15 protein-coding genes are annotated in these 15,777 nt (G+C 44.0%); all 15 read right to left on the bottom strand.

From position 1 onward, the window contains the following. Window positions 1-8 precede the first annotated feature (8 nt). Window positions 9-2,165, bottom strand: a complete 2,157-nt coding sequence (locus tag PEPTYR26121_RS01815; RefSeq protein ID WP_180498634.1) for a RelA/SpoT family protein — start codon at window positions 2,163-2,165, stop codon at window positions 9-11. Beyond that, window positions 2,166-3,887, bottom strand: coding sequence for a single-stranded-DNA-specific exonuclease RecJ (gene recJ, locus PEPTYR26121_RS01810; RefSeq protein WP_180498632.1), 1,722 nt, complete (start codon window positions 3,885-3,887; stop codon window positions 2,166-2,168). Further along, window positions 3,884-5,245 carry a thioether cross-link-forming SCIFF peptide maturase gene (scfB, locus tag PEPTYR26121_RS01805; protein ID WP_180498630.1) on the bottom strand — a complete coding sequence of 454 codons (1,362 nt, stop codon included), beginning with the start codon at window positions 5,243-5,245 and terminating at the stop codon, window positions 3,884-3,886. The genes recJ and scfB overlap by 4 nt, the downstream gene beginning before the upstream one ends. A 47-nt stretch (window positions 5,246-5,292) precedes the next feature. Then, a complete protein-coding gene (gene scfA / locus PEPTYR26121_RS01800) occupies window positions 5,293-5,439 on the bottom strand; it encodes a six-cysteine ranthipeptide SCIFF (RefSeq protein ID WP_180498628.1) in 147 nt (48 codons plus the stop codon). A gap of 8 nt (window positions 5,440-5,447) precedes the next feature. Next, window positions 5,448-5,768 carry a preprotein translocase subunit YajC gene (yajC, locus tag PEPTYR26121_RS01795; RefSeq protein ID WP_246285867.1) on the bottom strand — a complete coding sequence of 107 codons (321 nt, stop codon included), beginning with the start codon at window positions 5,766-5,768 and terminating at the stop codon, window positions 5,448-5,450. Window positions 5,769-5,777: 9 nt separating this feature from the next. Continuing rightward, window positions 5,778-6,899 carry a tRNA guanosine(34) transglycosylase Tgt gene (gene tgt / locus PEPTYR26121_RS01790; RefSeq protein ID WP_180498626.1) on the bottom strand — a complete coding sequence of 374 codons (1,122 nt, stop codon included), beginning with the start codon at window positions 6,897-6,899 and terminating at the stop codon, window positions 5,778-5,780. Next, window positions 6,896-7,927, bottom strand: coding sequence for a tRNA preQ1(34) S-adenosylmethionine ribosyltransferase-isomerase QueA (gene queA / locus PEPTYR26121_RS01785; RefSeq protein ID WP_180498624.1), 1,032 nt, complete (start codon window positions 7,925-7,927; stop codon window positions 6,896-6,898). Before queA ends, tgt begins: the two co-directional genes overlap by 4 nt. 12 nt (window positions 7,928-7,939) lie before the next feature. Continuing rightward, a complete protein-coding gene (locus PEPTYR26121_RS01780; protein WP_180498622.1) occupies window positions 7,940-9,178 on the bottom strand; it encodes a SpoIID/LytB domain-containing protein in 1,239 nt (412 codons plus the stop codon). Further along, window positions 9,175-10,185: a Holliday junction branch migration DNA helicase RuvB gene (gene ruvB / locus PEPTYR26121_RS01775; protein ID WP_180498620.1), complete on the bottom strand. Its 1,011-nt coding sequence runs from the start codon at window positions 10,183-10,185 to the stop codon at window positions 9,175-9,177. The genes PEPTYR26121_RS01780 and ruvB overlap by 4 nt, the downstream gene beginning before the upstream one ends. Window positions 10,186-10,193: 8 nt before the next feature. After that, window positions 10,194-10,784: a Holliday junction branch migration protein RuvA gene (gene ruvA, locus PEPTYR26121_RS01770; protein WP_180498618.1), complete on the bottom strand. Its 591-nt coding sequence runs from the start codon at window positions 10,782-10,784 to the stop codon at window positions 10,194-10,196. A 7-nt stretch (window positions 10,785-10,791) separates the two neighbouring features. Next, window positions 10,792-11,286 carry a crossover junction endodeoxyribonuclease RuvC gene (gene ruvC, locus PEPTYR26121_RS01765; protein WP_180498616.1) on the bottom strand — a complete coding sequence of 165 codons (495 nt, stop codon included), beginning with the start codon at window positions 11,284-11,286 and terminating at the stop codon, window positions 10,792-10,794. Between the two features lie 39 nt (window positions 11,287-11,325). Continuing rightward, window positions 11,326-12,081, bottom strand: a complete 756-nt coding sequence (locus tag PEPTYR26121_RS01760) for a hypothetical protein (RefSeq protein ID WP_180498615.1) — start codon at window positions 12,079-12,081, stop codon at window positions 11,326-11,328. A 58-nt stretch (window positions 12,082-12,139) separates the two neighbouring features. Further along, window positions 12,140-13,138: an aspartate--ammonia ligase gene (gene asnA, locus PEPTYR26121_RS01755; RefSeq protein ID WP_180498613.1), complete on the bottom strand. Its 999-nt coding sequence runs from the start codon at window positions 13,136-13,138 to the stop codon at window positions 12,140-12,142. A gap of 219 nt (window positions 13,139-13,357) precedes the next feature. Further along, window positions 13,358-13,993 carry a zinc dependent phospholipase C family protein gene (locus PEPTYR26121_RS01750; protein WP_180498611.1) on the bottom strand — a complete coding sequence of 212 codons (636 nt, stop codon included), beginning with the start codon at window positions 13,991-13,993 and terminating at the stop codon, window positions 13,358-13,360. Between the two features lie 61 nt (window positions 13,994-14,054). After that, entirely contained in the window at window positions 14,055-15,722 is a 1,668-nt protein-coding gene (locus tag PEPTYR26121_RS01745) for a glycosyl hydrolase family 18 protein (protein ID WP_180498609.1), read from the bottom strand. Window positions 15,723-15,777 lie beyond the last annotated feature (55 nt).

Below are 15,777 nucleotides of genomic sequence, written 5' to 3'. Positions count from 1 at the left end.
TTACCTCCTTAACCGCTTACGCGATAAACCTCGATGACATGCTGAACATTTTCCAGCTTCTTAATTAGACGCTGTAATTCCTCGATATGATGAATGCGAATGGTGGTCCGAATAATGAGATCACCTTCTTTATTTTCTCGAGCAGATAGGTTTTGAATATCGAGGCGTGCATCGTGAATTCGATTGGCAATGTCGGCGAGTACATTGCTTTTGCTGTCGGCGCGAATTTCCAACTCCGCACTGTAAGTTTCCTGCTCGTCTATATCCCATCTTACGGGAATGAGACGCTCTTCACTCATATTGTTTTTCAGATTGATGCAGTCGGATCGATGGACACTTACACCTCGACCCATGGTAATAAAGCCGACAATTTCATCACCGGGAACCGGCGTACAACATTTAGCAATGCGCACCTTTACATTGTCTATTCCTCTTACAATAATGCCACCCGTATTTCGATGTTCATGCCGCACCGGCGTCGTAAAGTCCTCGGCATCGAATGTAGTCGCGTTAGCTTCCTGGACTTCTTCTTTATAATGCTCTGTGAGCTTCGCCGTTACCTGGCGTACGCTCATGCTGCCGTAGCCTATTTGAGCATAGAGATCTTCAAGATTGTCGAATTTTAAGCGCTCCCTTACATCCTCCATCCAATCGTCGCGGATCAGCTCATTAGGCTTTAAGCCGATACGCTTAATCTCTTGCTCGATCATAACTTGTCCCTTCGCGATGTTTTTGTCCCGATCTTTGACTTTAAAATATTGTCTGATCTTTGTACGTGCTTGGGGACTGGCGACAATGGAAAGCCAGTCTAAAGAAGGCTCTGAGTTTTTATTTGTGATAACTTCGACGATTTCGCCGTTTTTAAGTTTATGACTTAGGGGAACGATGCGGCCGTTAATCTTTGCACCTACACAAGTATTGCCAACAGCCGTATGCACACGGTAGGCAAAGTCGATAGGCGTGGAATTATCCGGGAGATTTATAACATCTCCGTTTGGGGTAAAGACGAATACTTCGTCGGCAAAAAAGTCGACCTTTAAAGTTTCCATAAATTCATTGGGATCTTTTAGGTCTTTTTGCCATTCGAGTAATTGACGAAGCCAGGTCAGATTCTCGTCAAAACTCGTGGATTTTTTTGCCCCTTCTTTATATTTCCAGTGCGCGGCGATACCATATTCCGCCGTCTTGTGCATTTCCCAAGTCCGAATTTGCACCTCGAAAGTTTCTCCCCTGTCGTCGATAACAGTCGTGTGAAGAGACTGGTATTTATTCGGTTTCGGCATGGAAATATAATCTTTAAACCTACCCGGAATAGGCTTATACATAGTGTGTACCACACCGAGAGCGCCATAACAGTCTTTTACGTCATCCACAAGGATGCGAATGGCTTGAAGGTCATAAATCTCCTCGAAAGTCTTTCCCTTTTTCATCATCTTTTTATAGATGCTGTAAAAATTCTTAGGCCTTCCTGTAATATCCGCCGCTATTCCGGTGCGCTTTAATTGATTGGAAATATCGCGAATCAATTCCTCGATAAGTTCCTCTCGTTCGCTCCGACGCTTATTGATCATATCCACGAGCTTATAATAATTCTCGGGATCTAGGTAACGCAGAGATAAATCCTCTAACTCACTCTTTACACGACTCATACCCAGTCGATCAGCGAGAGGTGCGTAAATTTCGATAGTTTCCAGAGCTTTCTCGCGTTTTTTCTCAGGCGTCATATATTCGAGCGTTCGCATATTATGCAAACGATCGGCAAATTTAACGATGATGACGCGAATATCTTTCGCCATGGCCAGCACCATCTTCCGAATATTTTCGGCCTGCTTCTCTTGTTTGGTTTGATAAGAGAGCATCTTCAATTTTGTCACGCCGTCTACGAGATCCGCTACTTCTTCACCAAACTTTTCTTTAACATCGTCGTAGGTTACGCTGGTATCTTCGATCGTATCATGAAGAAGACCTGCAATAATCGTAGGCACATCCATATTCATTTCAGCCAGAATATACGCCACGTTAAAAGGATGGACGATGTAATCTTCGCCGGAGTTACGCTTTTGTCCCTCGTGGTGCTCTTCGGCAAAATAATAGGCTTCGCGAATAATATCCGTATCCGCCTCGGGATTATAAGATAGAACCTTTTCAATTAATTTTTGAATCATTTAATCACCATGTCTAGATTGTCGCAGATCTTCAATTTGGAATTGAAGTGTGTTTTTATCTCTATAGGTATCGATAGTCGGGACATAGGCTATGTCCACGATCAAACTGCCGTCGGGGCGCCGCGCATTTTGGGTAAAGGCAATAAATTCGTCGCTTTCTTGAAATAAAATGCCATCGTAATCTCTTCCCTTATAGTACAAGGTCAGCTTAATTACATTTCTATTCTTCCCGAAAATTCGAAAATCTCGAATATAAATGCCCGTGGCGCCAAAAAGAGGCTTGGGATTGCCGTTTCCGTAAGGCTGAAAACGTTCCAGTCTGGATACGGTTTCATAGCTCGCTTTATCGATGGGGACGATAGCATCGAGACGAATACGCGGAACAAGATCCCGAGGATCCAAGCCACATTTTTCTAATGCGTCCAGTTTAAAAGGAACAAAGCGGTCTCGATTTAAACTTAAACCGCAGGCCATGGCATGGCCACCGAAGCTCGTGAGGTATTCTTCACTCTTCCGAATATTCTCCACCATATTATAAGCTTCGATACTGCGCCCGCTTCCCTTTAGTCCCTTTTCTCCTCTCGTAATGACGATACAGGGACGGTTGAATTTGGATTTCAGCTTGCCCGCAATGATGCCCGCAATGCTCTCGTCGATACTTTCATCTTTCAGAATATAGAGTAGCTGCTCCCGCTCCTTCGGGCTTTCCAGCTGCGCTTCCAGTCGCTTCGTTCCCTCGACAGTTAGGGCTTGACGCTTGGCATTTAAATCCCTGAGATAAATGGCCGTCTTTTCAGCAAAGGACGGATCATCAGTTAAGAACAACTCCACCGCATCTTTCGCCGTTTCCAATCTCCCGGCCGCATTAATCGTAGGCCCGATAATAAAACCGATATGGTAGCCTCCAATATCCCCGCGAATACTCGCAGCATCGCGAAGGGCATTAAAGCCAATGTGATCCGTTCGGTTCAGCCTTTCCAGACCCGCTATGGTAAGGATCCGGTTCTCTCCTTGCAAAATCATAACATCGCAAATAGTAGCCATAGCGGCAAAACCGATGAGGTCGGGATCCATCTCCTCTATTTTCCCTGAAATAGTATATAGATAGTTTATAAAATAATATGACAAAGCGCCACCACATAATTCTTTAAATGGGTAGCGACATTGTTTTTGGTGAGGATTAATAATAGCGTCGGCTTCGGGAAGAATTTCTTCCTCTTCATTTTTTACCACCTGATGATGATCGATGACGATCACTTTAATGCCCAGTTCCTTGCAACGCTGAATGGCTTGAAACTGAGCAATGCCGTTATCGCAGGTGATAATGAGTTCGATATCGTCTTCTTTCGCCCGCTCCGCCATGTCTACCTGCATACCGTAGCCGTCTTTTCGGCGATGAGGAATATCGTAGTCTACATCATAGCCGAGGCCTTTTAAACCCTTTACCAGAATAGTCGTACTCATAGTTCCGTCACAATCATAATCGCCGATAATGCGCACTTTTCCCTTTGTCGATTGGAGAATATTGCCGGCTTTCACCATATCTTTCATCGAAATAGGAGAGGCAATATTCTCCATAGAAGGATGAATGTAATCCTCTATGGCACGCTTTGTATCTAAACCGCGATTTAATAAAACCCTATACTCCCACTCCATTAAACCTAATGTGCGGAAATCGATGGCTTCTTTTGGCTGATTATTTTTGACGGACCAGTATTTCATACAACTTCATTAGACTCCTTGGCGTAAACTGTAAGGGCACATTCGAGACGTTTGCGTTCCATTTGGCAACCTACTTCAAAAGGCTCATAGATCGTGCCGTTATTGTGATAAGCGTTGGCGTGGCAGCCGCCGCTGCAGAAATATTTTGCCCAGCATTCCGTGCAGGCATCTTTATGGAAGACATCGGCTTCGTGGAATTGTTTTTGTAATTCTTTGTTAACAATACCTTCGTCTACATTTCCCAGTAAGAAATCTTCTTCACCTACAAATTGGTGGCAGGGATAAATTTCTCCTGTAGGCGTTACGGCCACATATTCACTGCCGGCACCACACCCGATGCTCTTTTTATAGGCACAGGGTCCTCCGGAAAGATCGATCATATAGTGGAAAAACAGAAAATCGGGATCTTCTTCGCGAATCCGCAAATAATCTTCACTTAGTTTTTCATACTCTTTTAAGATTTGATCCAGATGCTCTTCACGAATAGCGTACTCTTCATTAGGATCGGTCACTACCGGCTCCATACTCGTTTTTTGAAAGCCGAGATCATGATAAAGCATAACATCTTTCGAAAAATCAAGATTGTGATTGGTAAATGTGCCGCGAATGTAGTAATCCTTGTCTCCCCTGCCGGCGATCAGCTTTTTAAATTTCGGCACGATCGTATCGAAACTTCCCTTGCCGTTAACTGTCGGCCGCATCGGGTCGTTGATTTCCTTGCGTCCATCTAAAGATAATACCACATTGGCCATTTCACGATTTAGGTATTCGATGTTGTCGTCATTTAATAGGAGGCCGTTAGTGGTCATGGTAAAGCGGAAGTGTTTGTTATATTCCTTTTCTCTCGCTCTGCCGTAATCCACTAGTTGCTTGACGACTTCAAAGTTCATCATGGGCTCGCCACCAAAGAAGTCTACCTCTAAATTATAGCGATTGCCGCTGTTTTCCAATAGGAAGTCTAAGGCTTTTTTCCCCGTTTCTAAATCCATCATCATGCGATCCCCGTGGAAGTCTCCTTGAGATGCAAAACAGTAGGCGCATCTCAAGTTGCAATCGTGGGAAACGTGAAGGCACATGGCCTTTATATGACAGTCGGGATTGAATCCGCTTAAGTCCACCGGCTCGTCCTTTGAATAAAGCAGACCCTCTTCCATAAGATAATAAAGTTCGTCATAGCCTTCGGCCAAGGCCTTTTGGTCATAACGATCTTTATATTTTTCGATTATTTCGTCTTTTGTGAGATCCAAAAGATCCGCCGCCATCTCGAAAATCATTTCGTCTACGACATGAACCGATCCGGATGCCACATCCAGTATTACAAACTGACCATTTCCCTTAAAACGATGAATATTACGCACAGATTTCCCTTTCTAAAATAAAAAGGTGTGGGAGTCCCACAACCTTTTTATCGTTCTTTATTTTCGCACTTTTGATTACCAACGGTGCAAGATGTCTTGCAAGCAGATTGGCAAGATGTTTGGCACTCGCCGCAGCCGGCTTTTTCAAGACCTTTACGTAGCGAACGTTTCGTAAGTGTTTTTATGTATTTCATACAAACTCCTATTCTTCTTCCTTATTTTCTGCCGTATTTTTGCGGTGTCCCGGCTTAATAACCGATTTGACGGCCCATTTAGCTATTTCAAGTCGAGTCTTCATGCCGGTGCTTTCAATAATCACCACATCCGCCTTAACTTGAACAATTTTGCCGATAATGCCTCCAATGGTTTGGATTACATCATCCACCGCCAGCTTTTCCATCATCTCCAGGGCTTCTTTTTCCCTCTTCTTATTCGGACGAATAATGCCGAAGTAAAAAATGCCGATCATGAGCACGACGGAAATTAACGTAGGGACCATAGAATTTCCATTTCCAAATTCCATACAAACCTCCTATCCGTTGATCTTATTATAACCATATTTTGCGTAAAAGTCATCTTTAAAGGACAAGAAGTTATCGTTTTCGATAGAGATGCGAATATTTTCCATTAACTTTAATAAGAAATAAAGATTATGGTAACTTGCAAGTCTGAGTCCTAAGATTTCGTTAGCTTTAAATAAATGGCGGATATAAGCACGTGAATAATTTCTACATACGTAGCAATCACATTCAGGGTCTAAGGGCAGAAAATCTTCCGCATATCTGGCGTTTTTAATGACCAAGCGTCCATGGGCCGTAAAGACTGTGCCCTTTCTCGCATTTCGCGTAGGCAATACGCAATCCGCCATATCAATTCCCCGTTCTACCGCTTCGAAAAGATAATCCGGCGTTCCGACCCCCATTAGGTAACGAGGCTTATCCTCGGGCATAAAGTCTGTCGTATAATCTAAAACGTCACACATTAAATCCAGAGGTTCCCCTACGGAAAGACCTCCGACGGCGTAGCCCGGAAAATCTAAGGACACGAGCTCCTCCGCACTTTTCTTTCGGAGGTCCTTATACATTCCCCCTTGAACAATGCCGAAGAGATTTTGTCCCTTTTTGTCGTCGTGATAGACTTTGCAGCGTTCCGCCCATCGCGTGGTTCGATCGCTTGAATGAGCGATATAATCCCTCGTGGCGGGATATGGAGCGCATTCGTCGAAGGCCATAATAATATCGGAGCCTAAAATATGCTGAATCTCCATACTTTTTTCAGGGGATAAAAATTGTTTGGAACCGTCGATGTGACTTCTGAACATGACCCCTTCCTCCGTAATCTTTCGACGATGAGAAAGACTGAATACTTGGAAACCGCCGCTATCCGTTAAAATAGGACCGTTCCAGTTCATGAACTTGTGGAGACCTCCGGCCTTTTCGATAATATCCGTTCCCGGCCGCAGAAATAAGTGGTAGGTGTTGGACAGAATAATTTGGGCATTCATAGCTTCTAAATCTTCAGGCGTCATGGTTTTTACGGTGGCTTGAGTCCCCACGGGCATAAAGATCGGCGTTTGAATGGTGCCGTGTTCCGTCTCTAAAACGCCTCGACGCGCCTTCGTTTCAGTTGATGTGTGGGTAACGGTAAATTTCATTCTTTCCTCGATTCTATAAACATAGCGTCTCCAAAGCTGAAGAAACGATATTTTTCTTCTACTGCGTGACAGTATGCGTTTAAGATTTCATCTCTCCCTGCAAAGGCGGATACGAGCATAATAAGAGTAGATTCCGGTAAATGGAAATTCGTTATAATGCCGTCGACGATTTTAAATTCGTAGCCGGGATATATGAAGATATCCGTTTCTTTTGAAATAGGCTTAATTTCTCCCATAGCTGCCATAGCGCTTTCAAGCGTGCGTATGGAGGTGGTTCCTACGGCAATTACGCGTCCGCCTCTCGATTTGGCCTCGTTAATTTTACGAGCCGCTTCCTCGTCGATACAATAATACTCGCTATGCATATGGTGTTCTTCCACCGTCTCAGCCTTTACGGGACGGAAAGTTCCCAGGCCTACATGAAGGGTGATCTCCGCAATTTCCGTTCCCTGTTTACGGATTTTGTCCAACAAATCCTCTGTAAAATGAAGACCTGCGGTAGGCGCCGCGGCGGAGCCTTCATATTTCGCATATACCGTCTGGTATCGATTTTTATCTTCTAATTTTTCATGAATGTAAGGAGGTAAGGGCATCTCACCGAGCTTTTCTAAAATTTCCAGAAAGACGTCATCGTATTCAAAGCAAATGAAGCGAAGACCGTCTTCAGAAATATCTACTACCTTGCCGGATAGCCCGTGAGGAAATTCAATTACCGTACCTGATTTCATCTTTCTTCCCGGACGCACCATACACTGCCAAAGATCTTTTTCCATTTCTTTAACGAGGAGCACCTCGATATGCTCATCCTTTCCCGGGCGCGATCCGAAAATTCGCGCAGGTAACACCTTTGTGTTGTTTATAACCAGCACATCTTCCGGATTAATAAAGTTTAGGATGTCCTTAAAATGAAGATCCTCGTAACTTCCGTTACTTTTTAAATGTAAAAGACGCGATTCGTCGCGTTTCTCCGCCGGATGTTGTGCGATTAATTCTTCCGGTAGATCGTAGTAAAAGTCCCTTGTCTTCATAGTGTCCTTTCTCTATTGAATATGGGTTCCCGGATAGTAATAGGCGAGAATCTCGCGATAGCCCATTCCATTTTCCGCCATATTAATGGCTCCGTACTGACTAAGCCCGACGCCGTGACCGTACCCTCTTCCGTAGAAAGTGGTATCGCCCGAAATCGTCATATAGGAATCCATAGATTGATCTTGTGTCTCGACAGATTGAATACCGTCCGCCGTTAAAATATTCTGAACGTCTACTGCCACGAGGCCGTCAGATGTAATGGCGTGTTGCTGTGTAACGGGAGCCGTACCGTTTGCTGTAATCGCGGTAACTGCCGTAACTTGCGGTTCGGTCTCAAGGGGGCTCGTTTGAAATTGAGTACTCTTGAGTTTAATAGAGCCCATGCGCATGCGAAATTGATTGCCCGTCATTTCTTTCGTTCCCCGCGAACCTTCGACGGCTAGGCGCTTAATGCGGCCGCTGCTGCTCCTTTCGAGGACGCGAATACCACGCATATCCCCTATTTCGGGAAAAATACGGTTCAACTCAGCTTTTTTGTATGTGGCCTTCCACTGACTGTGATTGGTTTTAACAGAATAGGGATCCGCCATGGATTTTAAATAAGGAACACCATTGCCTCCCCAAACATCCTCGATCGATTCCGTTACTCCGCCACTTGTGGCATGGAAGATCGTGTTAGCCACTTCATTGCCAAAGTATAGAACCTCGCCTCGAGTATCGTCTACCGCCTGATTCGTGTTCTTTGTTTCTACGCTCATACCTGCATAGGCTTGAGAAGCGGAAGTGTCGTCGAGATTATAGCCCTGTTTTTCGAATTTATTCCAGTTGGCATAGGCGAAGGATCTGGAAATGACAGCCTGTACCTTGAGAGCTTCCATTGTAGTCGAGGCTCCGATTTCTTTCGGTATAATGCCCTTTACATAATCTTCCACATCCACAATATTGACAGTGCCCAGGCTACTTCCTGTGGGAATAAAGCGAATAGATCCGCGATAATCTTTTCCCTGAACAGTTAAAAAACCTGCAGGAGAAGAAAATTCGTCACTCTCCGAAACATTACTCCTCGTCAATCTCGCACTGTTTCCCAAATACTGGCCGTTTTTATAAACGCCCTTTGGAGACGCCAAGGTAACCGAAGAGCGATTGGGGCCGATCTTTACGTGAATAGATTCGCCGGCAGCGAAGCCATTCTCTACATAGCCGAATAATAAAAAGCAAATCGCCAGAATATAAACTAGATATTTTCTCATTGCTCGTCCTTTCTGAAGGGAATCCCCAAATGATCATAGGCGTGGCGAGTGGCCACTCTTCCTCTCGGCGTTCGTTGAATAAAATTAATCTGAAGCAAATAAGGCTCGTACACATCTTCAATCGTGATACGTTCCTCTCCTATGGAAGCGGCAATCGTATCGATCCCCACAGGCCTTCCGTCATAGTCGAGAATCATCGTCTTTAAAATTCGTCGATCCAGCTCGTCCAAACCGAAAGCATCCACATCTAAAAGTTTCAATCCTTCGCTTGCCACTTCTTCATCGATTAAGCCGTCTTTACATACTTCCGCAAAGTCTCTTATTCGCTTTAAAAGACGATTGGCGATGCGCGGCGTACCTCGACTTCTTCGAGCGATTTCCATTGCTCCGGTAGTGCTTAAGGGAATGTTCAGGATTTGAGACGATCTCAATAAAATCTTCTGCAAACTTTCCACATCGTATAGTTTTAAATTCAACAAGACCCCGAAACGATCTCGAAGAGGCGATGCCAATTGGCCCGACCTTGTCGTAGCTCCGATTAAGGTAAAGTGATTTAAATCCAATCGTAATGAGCGGGCAGACGGACCTTTTCCGACGATAATATCCAGCGCATAATCTTCCATAGCCGGATACAAAACTTCTTCAACCGTTCGGGGAATTCTGTGGATCTCGTCGATGAACAATACATCGTGTTCTTCTAAATTTGTAAGAATACTCGCAAGATCCCCCGGCCTTTCGATTGCCGGTCCGGAAGTCACGCGAATATTCACGCCCATTTCATTGGCGATAATATTGGCGAGTGTTGTCTTGCCGAGGCCCGGCGGTCCGCTTAAGAGCGTATGATCCAATGCCTCTCCCCGGCGTTTGGCCGCTTCAATGAATATTTCAAGTTTTTCCCTCGCTGCATCCTGCCCAATGTAATCGGTGAGAAAACTCGGCCGTAAAGCTGTTTCTACTCGATCTTCCTCAGGCAAAATTGTACGAGAGACCAGACGTTCCTCTTCCATATTCCCCCCTACCTATTACTCGAAAGCTTTTTAAGCGCAGACTTCAAAATTGCTTCCACATCGTCACCTTCAGCTTCCGCCACGGCACTTTTCGCTTCACTTGCGGAGTATCCGAGACCCATTAAAGCGTCGGAGGCTTCCTCCTGGGCACTGGTAGCGATGGCAACTCCTTCTGTCTCAAACTCCTCACTCGCTTCAAATCCGGTGAGTTTATCCTTTAATTCGAGTAAAATGCGCTCCGCTGTCTTCTTTCCGATACCCGGCGCCTTCATTAAGCTCTTTACATCTTCATTTCGAATAAAGCTTACGATGGACTCCGTTTCATAGCCGCTTAAAATACCGATGGCCACTTTCGGTCCGACGCCGCTGACCGTTATAAGTAAATGAAAAAGTTCTCGATCTTTTTCTCGAGTAAAGCCATAGAGGGTGAAGGCATCATCCCGCACTTGCAGGTGTGTATAGAGAAGAGTTTTCTCTCCCATAGGAATACGACCGATGGCGATAATCGGAACATAAACCGCATAGCCCATCCCCCCCGTTTGCACTACAATGTGATCCGGTCTTTTATCCACCACTTTTCCAATTAAACGATCGATCATTTTTCACCTACTTTAATTTAAACTTCTGCTTATTTTTCATAGAGTGACTGTGGACGATGGCGATGGCCAAACCATCGGCGGCATCGTCAGGTCTCGGGATCTTCGGAAGATGTAAATACATCTTTACCATTTCCTGTACTTGCCGCTTCTCCGCACGTCCATAACCGGTAATCGCTTGCTTTACTTGTAAGGGTGTATATTCGTACACTTCCAAACCTTCCCGCATACAAGCTAAAATCTCCACACCGCGCGCTTGTGCTACCGATATGGCCGTCGTAATGTTTTTATTAAAGAAAAGTTCCTCCATTGCCACTTCATCGGGCTTGGCGTCTCGTATTAAATTTGTTAATTCTTCATATAATTGATACAGTCGTTTTGAATACTCTGTTTTGCTGGAGGTCTCGATGGTGCCGTATTCTACAGCATTCAATCGATTCCCTTCCACATCGATGATCCCGTAGCCCATGGTCGCAAGGCCCGGATCTATTCCCAATACTCTCATACAACTCCTTAAAAAAAGGGCTCTTGCGAGCCCCTTTACTTACGGATGATAACGTCTTAAGACCAGATCATTAATCCCGCACCAATAAGCGGAACAATAGATTCGCAATCCGTCTCGGTATATAAAATTCTTAAGCTTACGGTTTAAACCTGCAAGCTCTTGCTGGCTCAAAGTGTATTCCGATTCCCTATATGGATTTTTCGGCGATTGAAAATTTACCTGCAGTTGGCGGTCAACGTAATGGTTTAAAGTATAAACTTTTCGCTTTAAAATATGCTTCGAAAAGCGTGCCGCCTGCTCCTTAACGAGACTTTCTCCGTAACCGTGAACGTGGCGAGCGACACATCGTTTATAAAAAGCCTCCACAGCTTCATTTGAAAGATCATATTGGTATAAAATCTTTCTCTCAAACATAGAGCATATTTCAAATTCATCGAGGGCCAAAACTTCCAGTTCATTGGCTCCGGCTACTTCATTTAAGCCTTGTCTATAGCCTGTTAAATACATGGCGAGTTCAAAACGATTCACATCATCGTAAATGGCGTCTGTTAAACTGCCGGCAAAGAGGGAGCGATTTTCTTTTCTTCTTAAAAAATAAAGAATATCCCTCTTTAAATTTTTCATCGACACATAGGAAGGAAAAATATTATGAATTCTCTCTTCCAAATCGTATAGGTTCAGGAGAATTTGCATTGCCGAACTGTCGCAATGGTACAAAAACCGATGCATCAGTTTTGATTTAATATCGACAAAATCTACATTTTTATTTTGTAATTGTAAACTGTTCTGCGACATGCTTTTCCTCCTTATCGTTTAACATTTTACCATAAAGACGAAAAGACTTCACCTGATTTTATAATATGTCTTCTCCCCGTAACTTAGCTTCCATTATAAAAGAATCCGGCCAGACGGAGGCTTGAACCTCGGCGATAGATTTCTTTTCCAAGAAAAACATACAGATTCTGGACTGACCGATGCCGCCCCCCACCGTGTAAGGCAAATCTCCGGCCATTAAATTTTTGTGGTAGTCCATTTCCATACGATCGGTCATATCGGCAATTTCCAATTGACGCTTTAAACTTTCCTCGTCGACACGGATTCCCATTGACGATAGCTCAAGCGCCGAATCCGTTATGGGATTGTAGAATAAAATATCTCCGTTTAATTCCCAGTCATCGTAGTCCGGGCTTCTACCGTCATGAGATTCGCCGCTTTCAAGCTCACCGCCGATACCTTGTAAGAATACGGCCTTTTTTTCGCGACAAATGGCATCCTCCCGTTCCTTGGGCGTAAGATCGGGATACATATCTTCCAATTCCTGAGCCGTCATAAAATAAATAGAGCTCGGTAATTTTTTCGTCAGCAAATATGGATACACGCTGTTTATATAGGTTTCAGTTCTGAGAAATACGGAGTAAATTTCGGATACAATGAAGTGTAGATAATCGCTCGTACGATCTTCTTTGCGAATAACTTTCTCCCAGTCCCACTGATCTACATAAATAGAGTGGGTAGCGTCGACGAATTCATCGGGCCGAATGGCGTTCATATCCGTGTAAAGCCCTTCATAGTAGCCGAAATCATAAACTTTTAAAGCATTACGCTTCCACTTAGCCAATGACTGCACGATCTCTACATCGATGTCATATTTTCTCAGTTTAAAACCTACTGCTTTTTCTACGCCGCTGAGATTATCGTTAAGACCGGTTTCCGGCCGTACAAATAGAGGCGCCGATACCCGAGTTAAATTAAGGGTATTGGCCAAATCTCTCTCAAAATAATCTTTTATACTTTTAATCGCAATTTGCGTCTCTTTTATTGTAAATTTCGTTGCTTCCGAATTGTTTCTCATCTTTTCTCCTTAAAAAAAGCGAATTTTTCATCACTTGGACGAAAAATTCGCTATGCCACCACTTCAAGTACTTCATACTCTATTATAAGTTAACGGATAATACCGTCTGTCCTTTTGAGAACAGAACCTCCAAGATGTTCTCGGCAAATACTCATCGGCGGCTTGCACCATCCCGCCTCGCTGTATATGAGCGTATTTTGCGTCGCTTCTTTTCTCAGGTTATGCCATTTGAACTTGTCGCGTTACAGCGTAGCCGTATGCGGCTTCACATACTAATTTCATAATCGTAACATTCAGCCCATATGCCGATGCAGCGTCATTTGCAAAGCTGATGTTTTCTTCCAGGTATGTTTCCACGGCGGACTCGATCTTTCCTTTTACCATGACGCGAAGCTCCTCTCTTTCAACGAAAAGAGGATGGCTCACTTCACCGTTTGCCATATCGAGATCCAGGCCGTTGGAACGTACATGTCGGTTTAATTCTCTCTCATAAAGCAAGTGCTCCCTCAGATCCTGCATTGATGTGCAGCGAATGCGTCGCGCATGAGGATGGGTCATATAGTCACAAAGATAGTGACTGATGACGCCGATTTTATAGCTGATGGCATGAATCAAAAGCTTGCTCCACGGTGTGTCGAGAAGGATCTCAGACATATAAGGAACTAAACGCACAATATTTTCGACGATATAATCGATACTTTCATCGTAGTAATGGGGAATAAATTTGTATTTCGAATAAATGTCGGGAGCGATCGATCCGCGTAAAAGCTTAGTTTGATCAAGCTCCACGCCGAAGGTGGATTTAAAGTACTGATCCAATCCTCCGGCTACTATCCTATGTGTTTCAGGTACCATGAACACTCCTTTGTTAATATTCCATATACTCTAATTATATCAAAATATCGGCTTTTTGCAATTATTGATAAGGATATCTATATTTACCGAATTGATCGTGAATCGTCGTCCATACATCGGGAGTCTCAAAGCCGAGACGCCAGGATGAAATACCGGCAAGATTGTACTTCCGCATAAGGGATACTTTCCATGCGACAGAATCTCCGTTTTCGATCCATATCTTCTCCGAATTGCCGTTGACCTCCTGCTGAATGGCGTATTGCTTGGCATCCTCGTCCCATACAGGCTCTAAATTGTGAGATGCTACATAATCCGCCGTGGTCTTCATACCTACGGCTTGAGACGTCATTTTGGAATCCTGCTCCTGCCATAAACGTGCATAGAAGGGAACGGATAAGATGAATTTTTCCGGAGGAATGTCTTTTAAGCTTAAGTTAACATTCCCTTCGACCCATTTATATTCGGCGACGGATCCCGCCTTTTGAGACGTACCCCAGTGCTGATCGTAGGCCATTAATACGACGTAATCACTTACCTCGGCGAGAGCCTTGCGATCATATAACTCATCTTCTACATCTTTAGAAATCTGGGGCGTAACGCATACGGATACCAACAAGTTTTCCGCTTTGGCAGCTTCCGCTACTTCACGAACGAAAGTGGTAATACCGTCGCGGTCTTCCAGTTTCGTATTCTCAAAATCGATATTAATGCCCTTCATGCCATAGGATTTCGTCAAATTGACAAGTAAGCCAACGGCTTTTTTACGCGCTTCTTCATTTTGTAAAAAGGCATGGGTCAACTCGGGATCGAAACTGTTGTCCAAATAGGCCCAGGTGTCGATGCCTAGTTTTGCGTAATTTTCCACATAACGAATATCCCCTCGATCTTTAATGTCCCCGTTGGCATTTTCAACGGAAAACCAAGTCGGAATGATGACATCCAGTCCCTCAATGGGCTTAATATTTTGAACTACACTGTCTTTTACTTGTGCATAGGTGTAGTCATAGGTAATATTCAATGGCTTTTTTACCGCTGAATAGGTCGGCTCATCGCTCTTCTTCACGTATTCACCGTCTAAAGTTTCCACGGAAATATTATCTTCGCGAATCCAACCTAAGAGGCCGTCCCGTTCGCGTACATGATACCAGTCGTTCTCTTTTCCAAAGACAATGAGATCACTGTCGGCTTTCAGTGTCGCCATAATCGGTGAATTAGTCGTGGCTTCTTCACGTAAATTTACCCCGTCTCCGGAAAGTTTCCCCGTAGCATAACTCGTATTGCGGTCGTCAATAAGCAACACATTTTTATCTTTATTGTAGTGCATGATAACGTGGTAATCGTGGACAAAAGCCTCGACAGGCACATAAATATGATCGTCTTTTTTGACAATGGGATCTCGCAGGCCGATTTTACCTCCGTTAATGCTGCCTTCATTGCTGTCCAGGGGAAGGATTTTTTCTCCCAATTTGTTATTGAAGACAACGGCATTTTTTCCTTCGTCGTAATGAGCGCTATCATCGAAGTTTTCCTTTATGGCCTCTAAAGAGAGGTAAAATTGACCGTCTTCACGCATTGTCTGTTCTTTTGGTAAAACGCGGTCTCCGTAAATAACATGAAAAGACTCGGAAAATTTCGAATATTGATTACTACCCTTAGCTTTGTTTATTACGGTAAAGCCTCCAAATAAAAGAAGGGCGAAGACCACAAGTATTGTAAATAATTTTTTCATGGCACCTGCTACTTTCTTAGTTCAATGTACAAAGAATAGGCACCGCGTTCGCAAT

It is taken from the genome of Aedoeadaptatus nemausensis (assembly GCF_903819165.1).
GTDB lineage: Bacteria > Bacillota > Clostridia > Tissierellales > Peptoniphilaceae > Aedoeadaptatus > Aedoeadaptatus nemausensis.
Note: the sequence above shows the minus strand (reverse complement) of the source record. Positions and strands in the feature narration are given on the sequence as shown.

Coding starts and splice junctions, on each gene's coding strand:
- ruvC (WP_180498616.1), bottom strand. CDS start 11,286: ATGAGAGTATTGGGAATAGATCCGGGCCTTGCGACCATGGGCTACGGG.
- ruvA (WP_180498618.1), bottom strand. CDS start 10,784: ATGATCGATCGTTTAATTGGAAAAGTGGTGGATAAAAGACCGGATCAC.
- yajC (WP_246285867.1), bottom strand. CDS start 5,768: ATGGAATTTGGAAATGGAAATTCTATGGTCCCTACGTTAATTTCCGTC.
- PEPTYR26121_RS01750 (WP_180498611.1), bottom strand. CDS start 13,993: ATGGTACCTGAAACACATAGGATAGTAGCCGGAGGATTGGATCAGTAC.
- PEPTYR26121_RS01760 (WP_180498615.1), bottom strand. CDS start 12,081: ATGTCGCAGAACAGTTTACAATTACAAAATAAAAATGTAGATTTTGTC.
- queA (WP_180498624.1), bottom strand. CDS start 7,927: ATGAAGACAAGGGACTTTTACTACGATCTACCGGAAGAATTAATCGCA.
- ruvB (WP_180498620.1), bottom strand. CDS start 10,185: ATGGAAGAGGAACGTCTGGTCTCTCGTACAATTTTGCCTGAGGAAGAT.
- PEPTYR26121_RS01815 (WP_180498634.1), bottom strand. CDS start 2,165: ATGATTCAAAAATTAATTGAAAAGGTTCTATCTTATAATCCCGAGGCG.
- PEPTYR26121_RS01780 (WP_180498622.1), bottom strand. CDS start 9,178: ATGAGAAAATATCTAGTTTATATTCTGGCGATTTGCTTTTTATTATTC.
- asnA (WP_180498613.1), bottom strand. CDS start 13,138: ATGAGAAACAATTCGGAAGCAACGAAATTTACAATAAAAGAGACGCAA.
- scfA (WP_180498628.1), bottom strand. CDS start 5,439: ATGAAATACATAAAAACACTTACGAAACGTTCGCTACGTAAAGGTCTT.
- PEPTYR26121_RS01745 (WP_180498609.1), bottom strand. CDS start 15,722: ATGAAAAAATTATTTACAATACTTGTGGTCTTCGCCCTTCTTTTATTT.
- recJ (WP_180498632.1), bottom strand. CDS start 3,887: ATGAAATACTGGTCCGTCAAAAATAATCAGCCAAAAGAAGCCATCGAT.
- tgt (WP_180498626.1), bottom strand. CDS start 6,899: ATGAAATTTACCGTTACCCACACATCAACTGAAACGAAGGCGCGTCGA.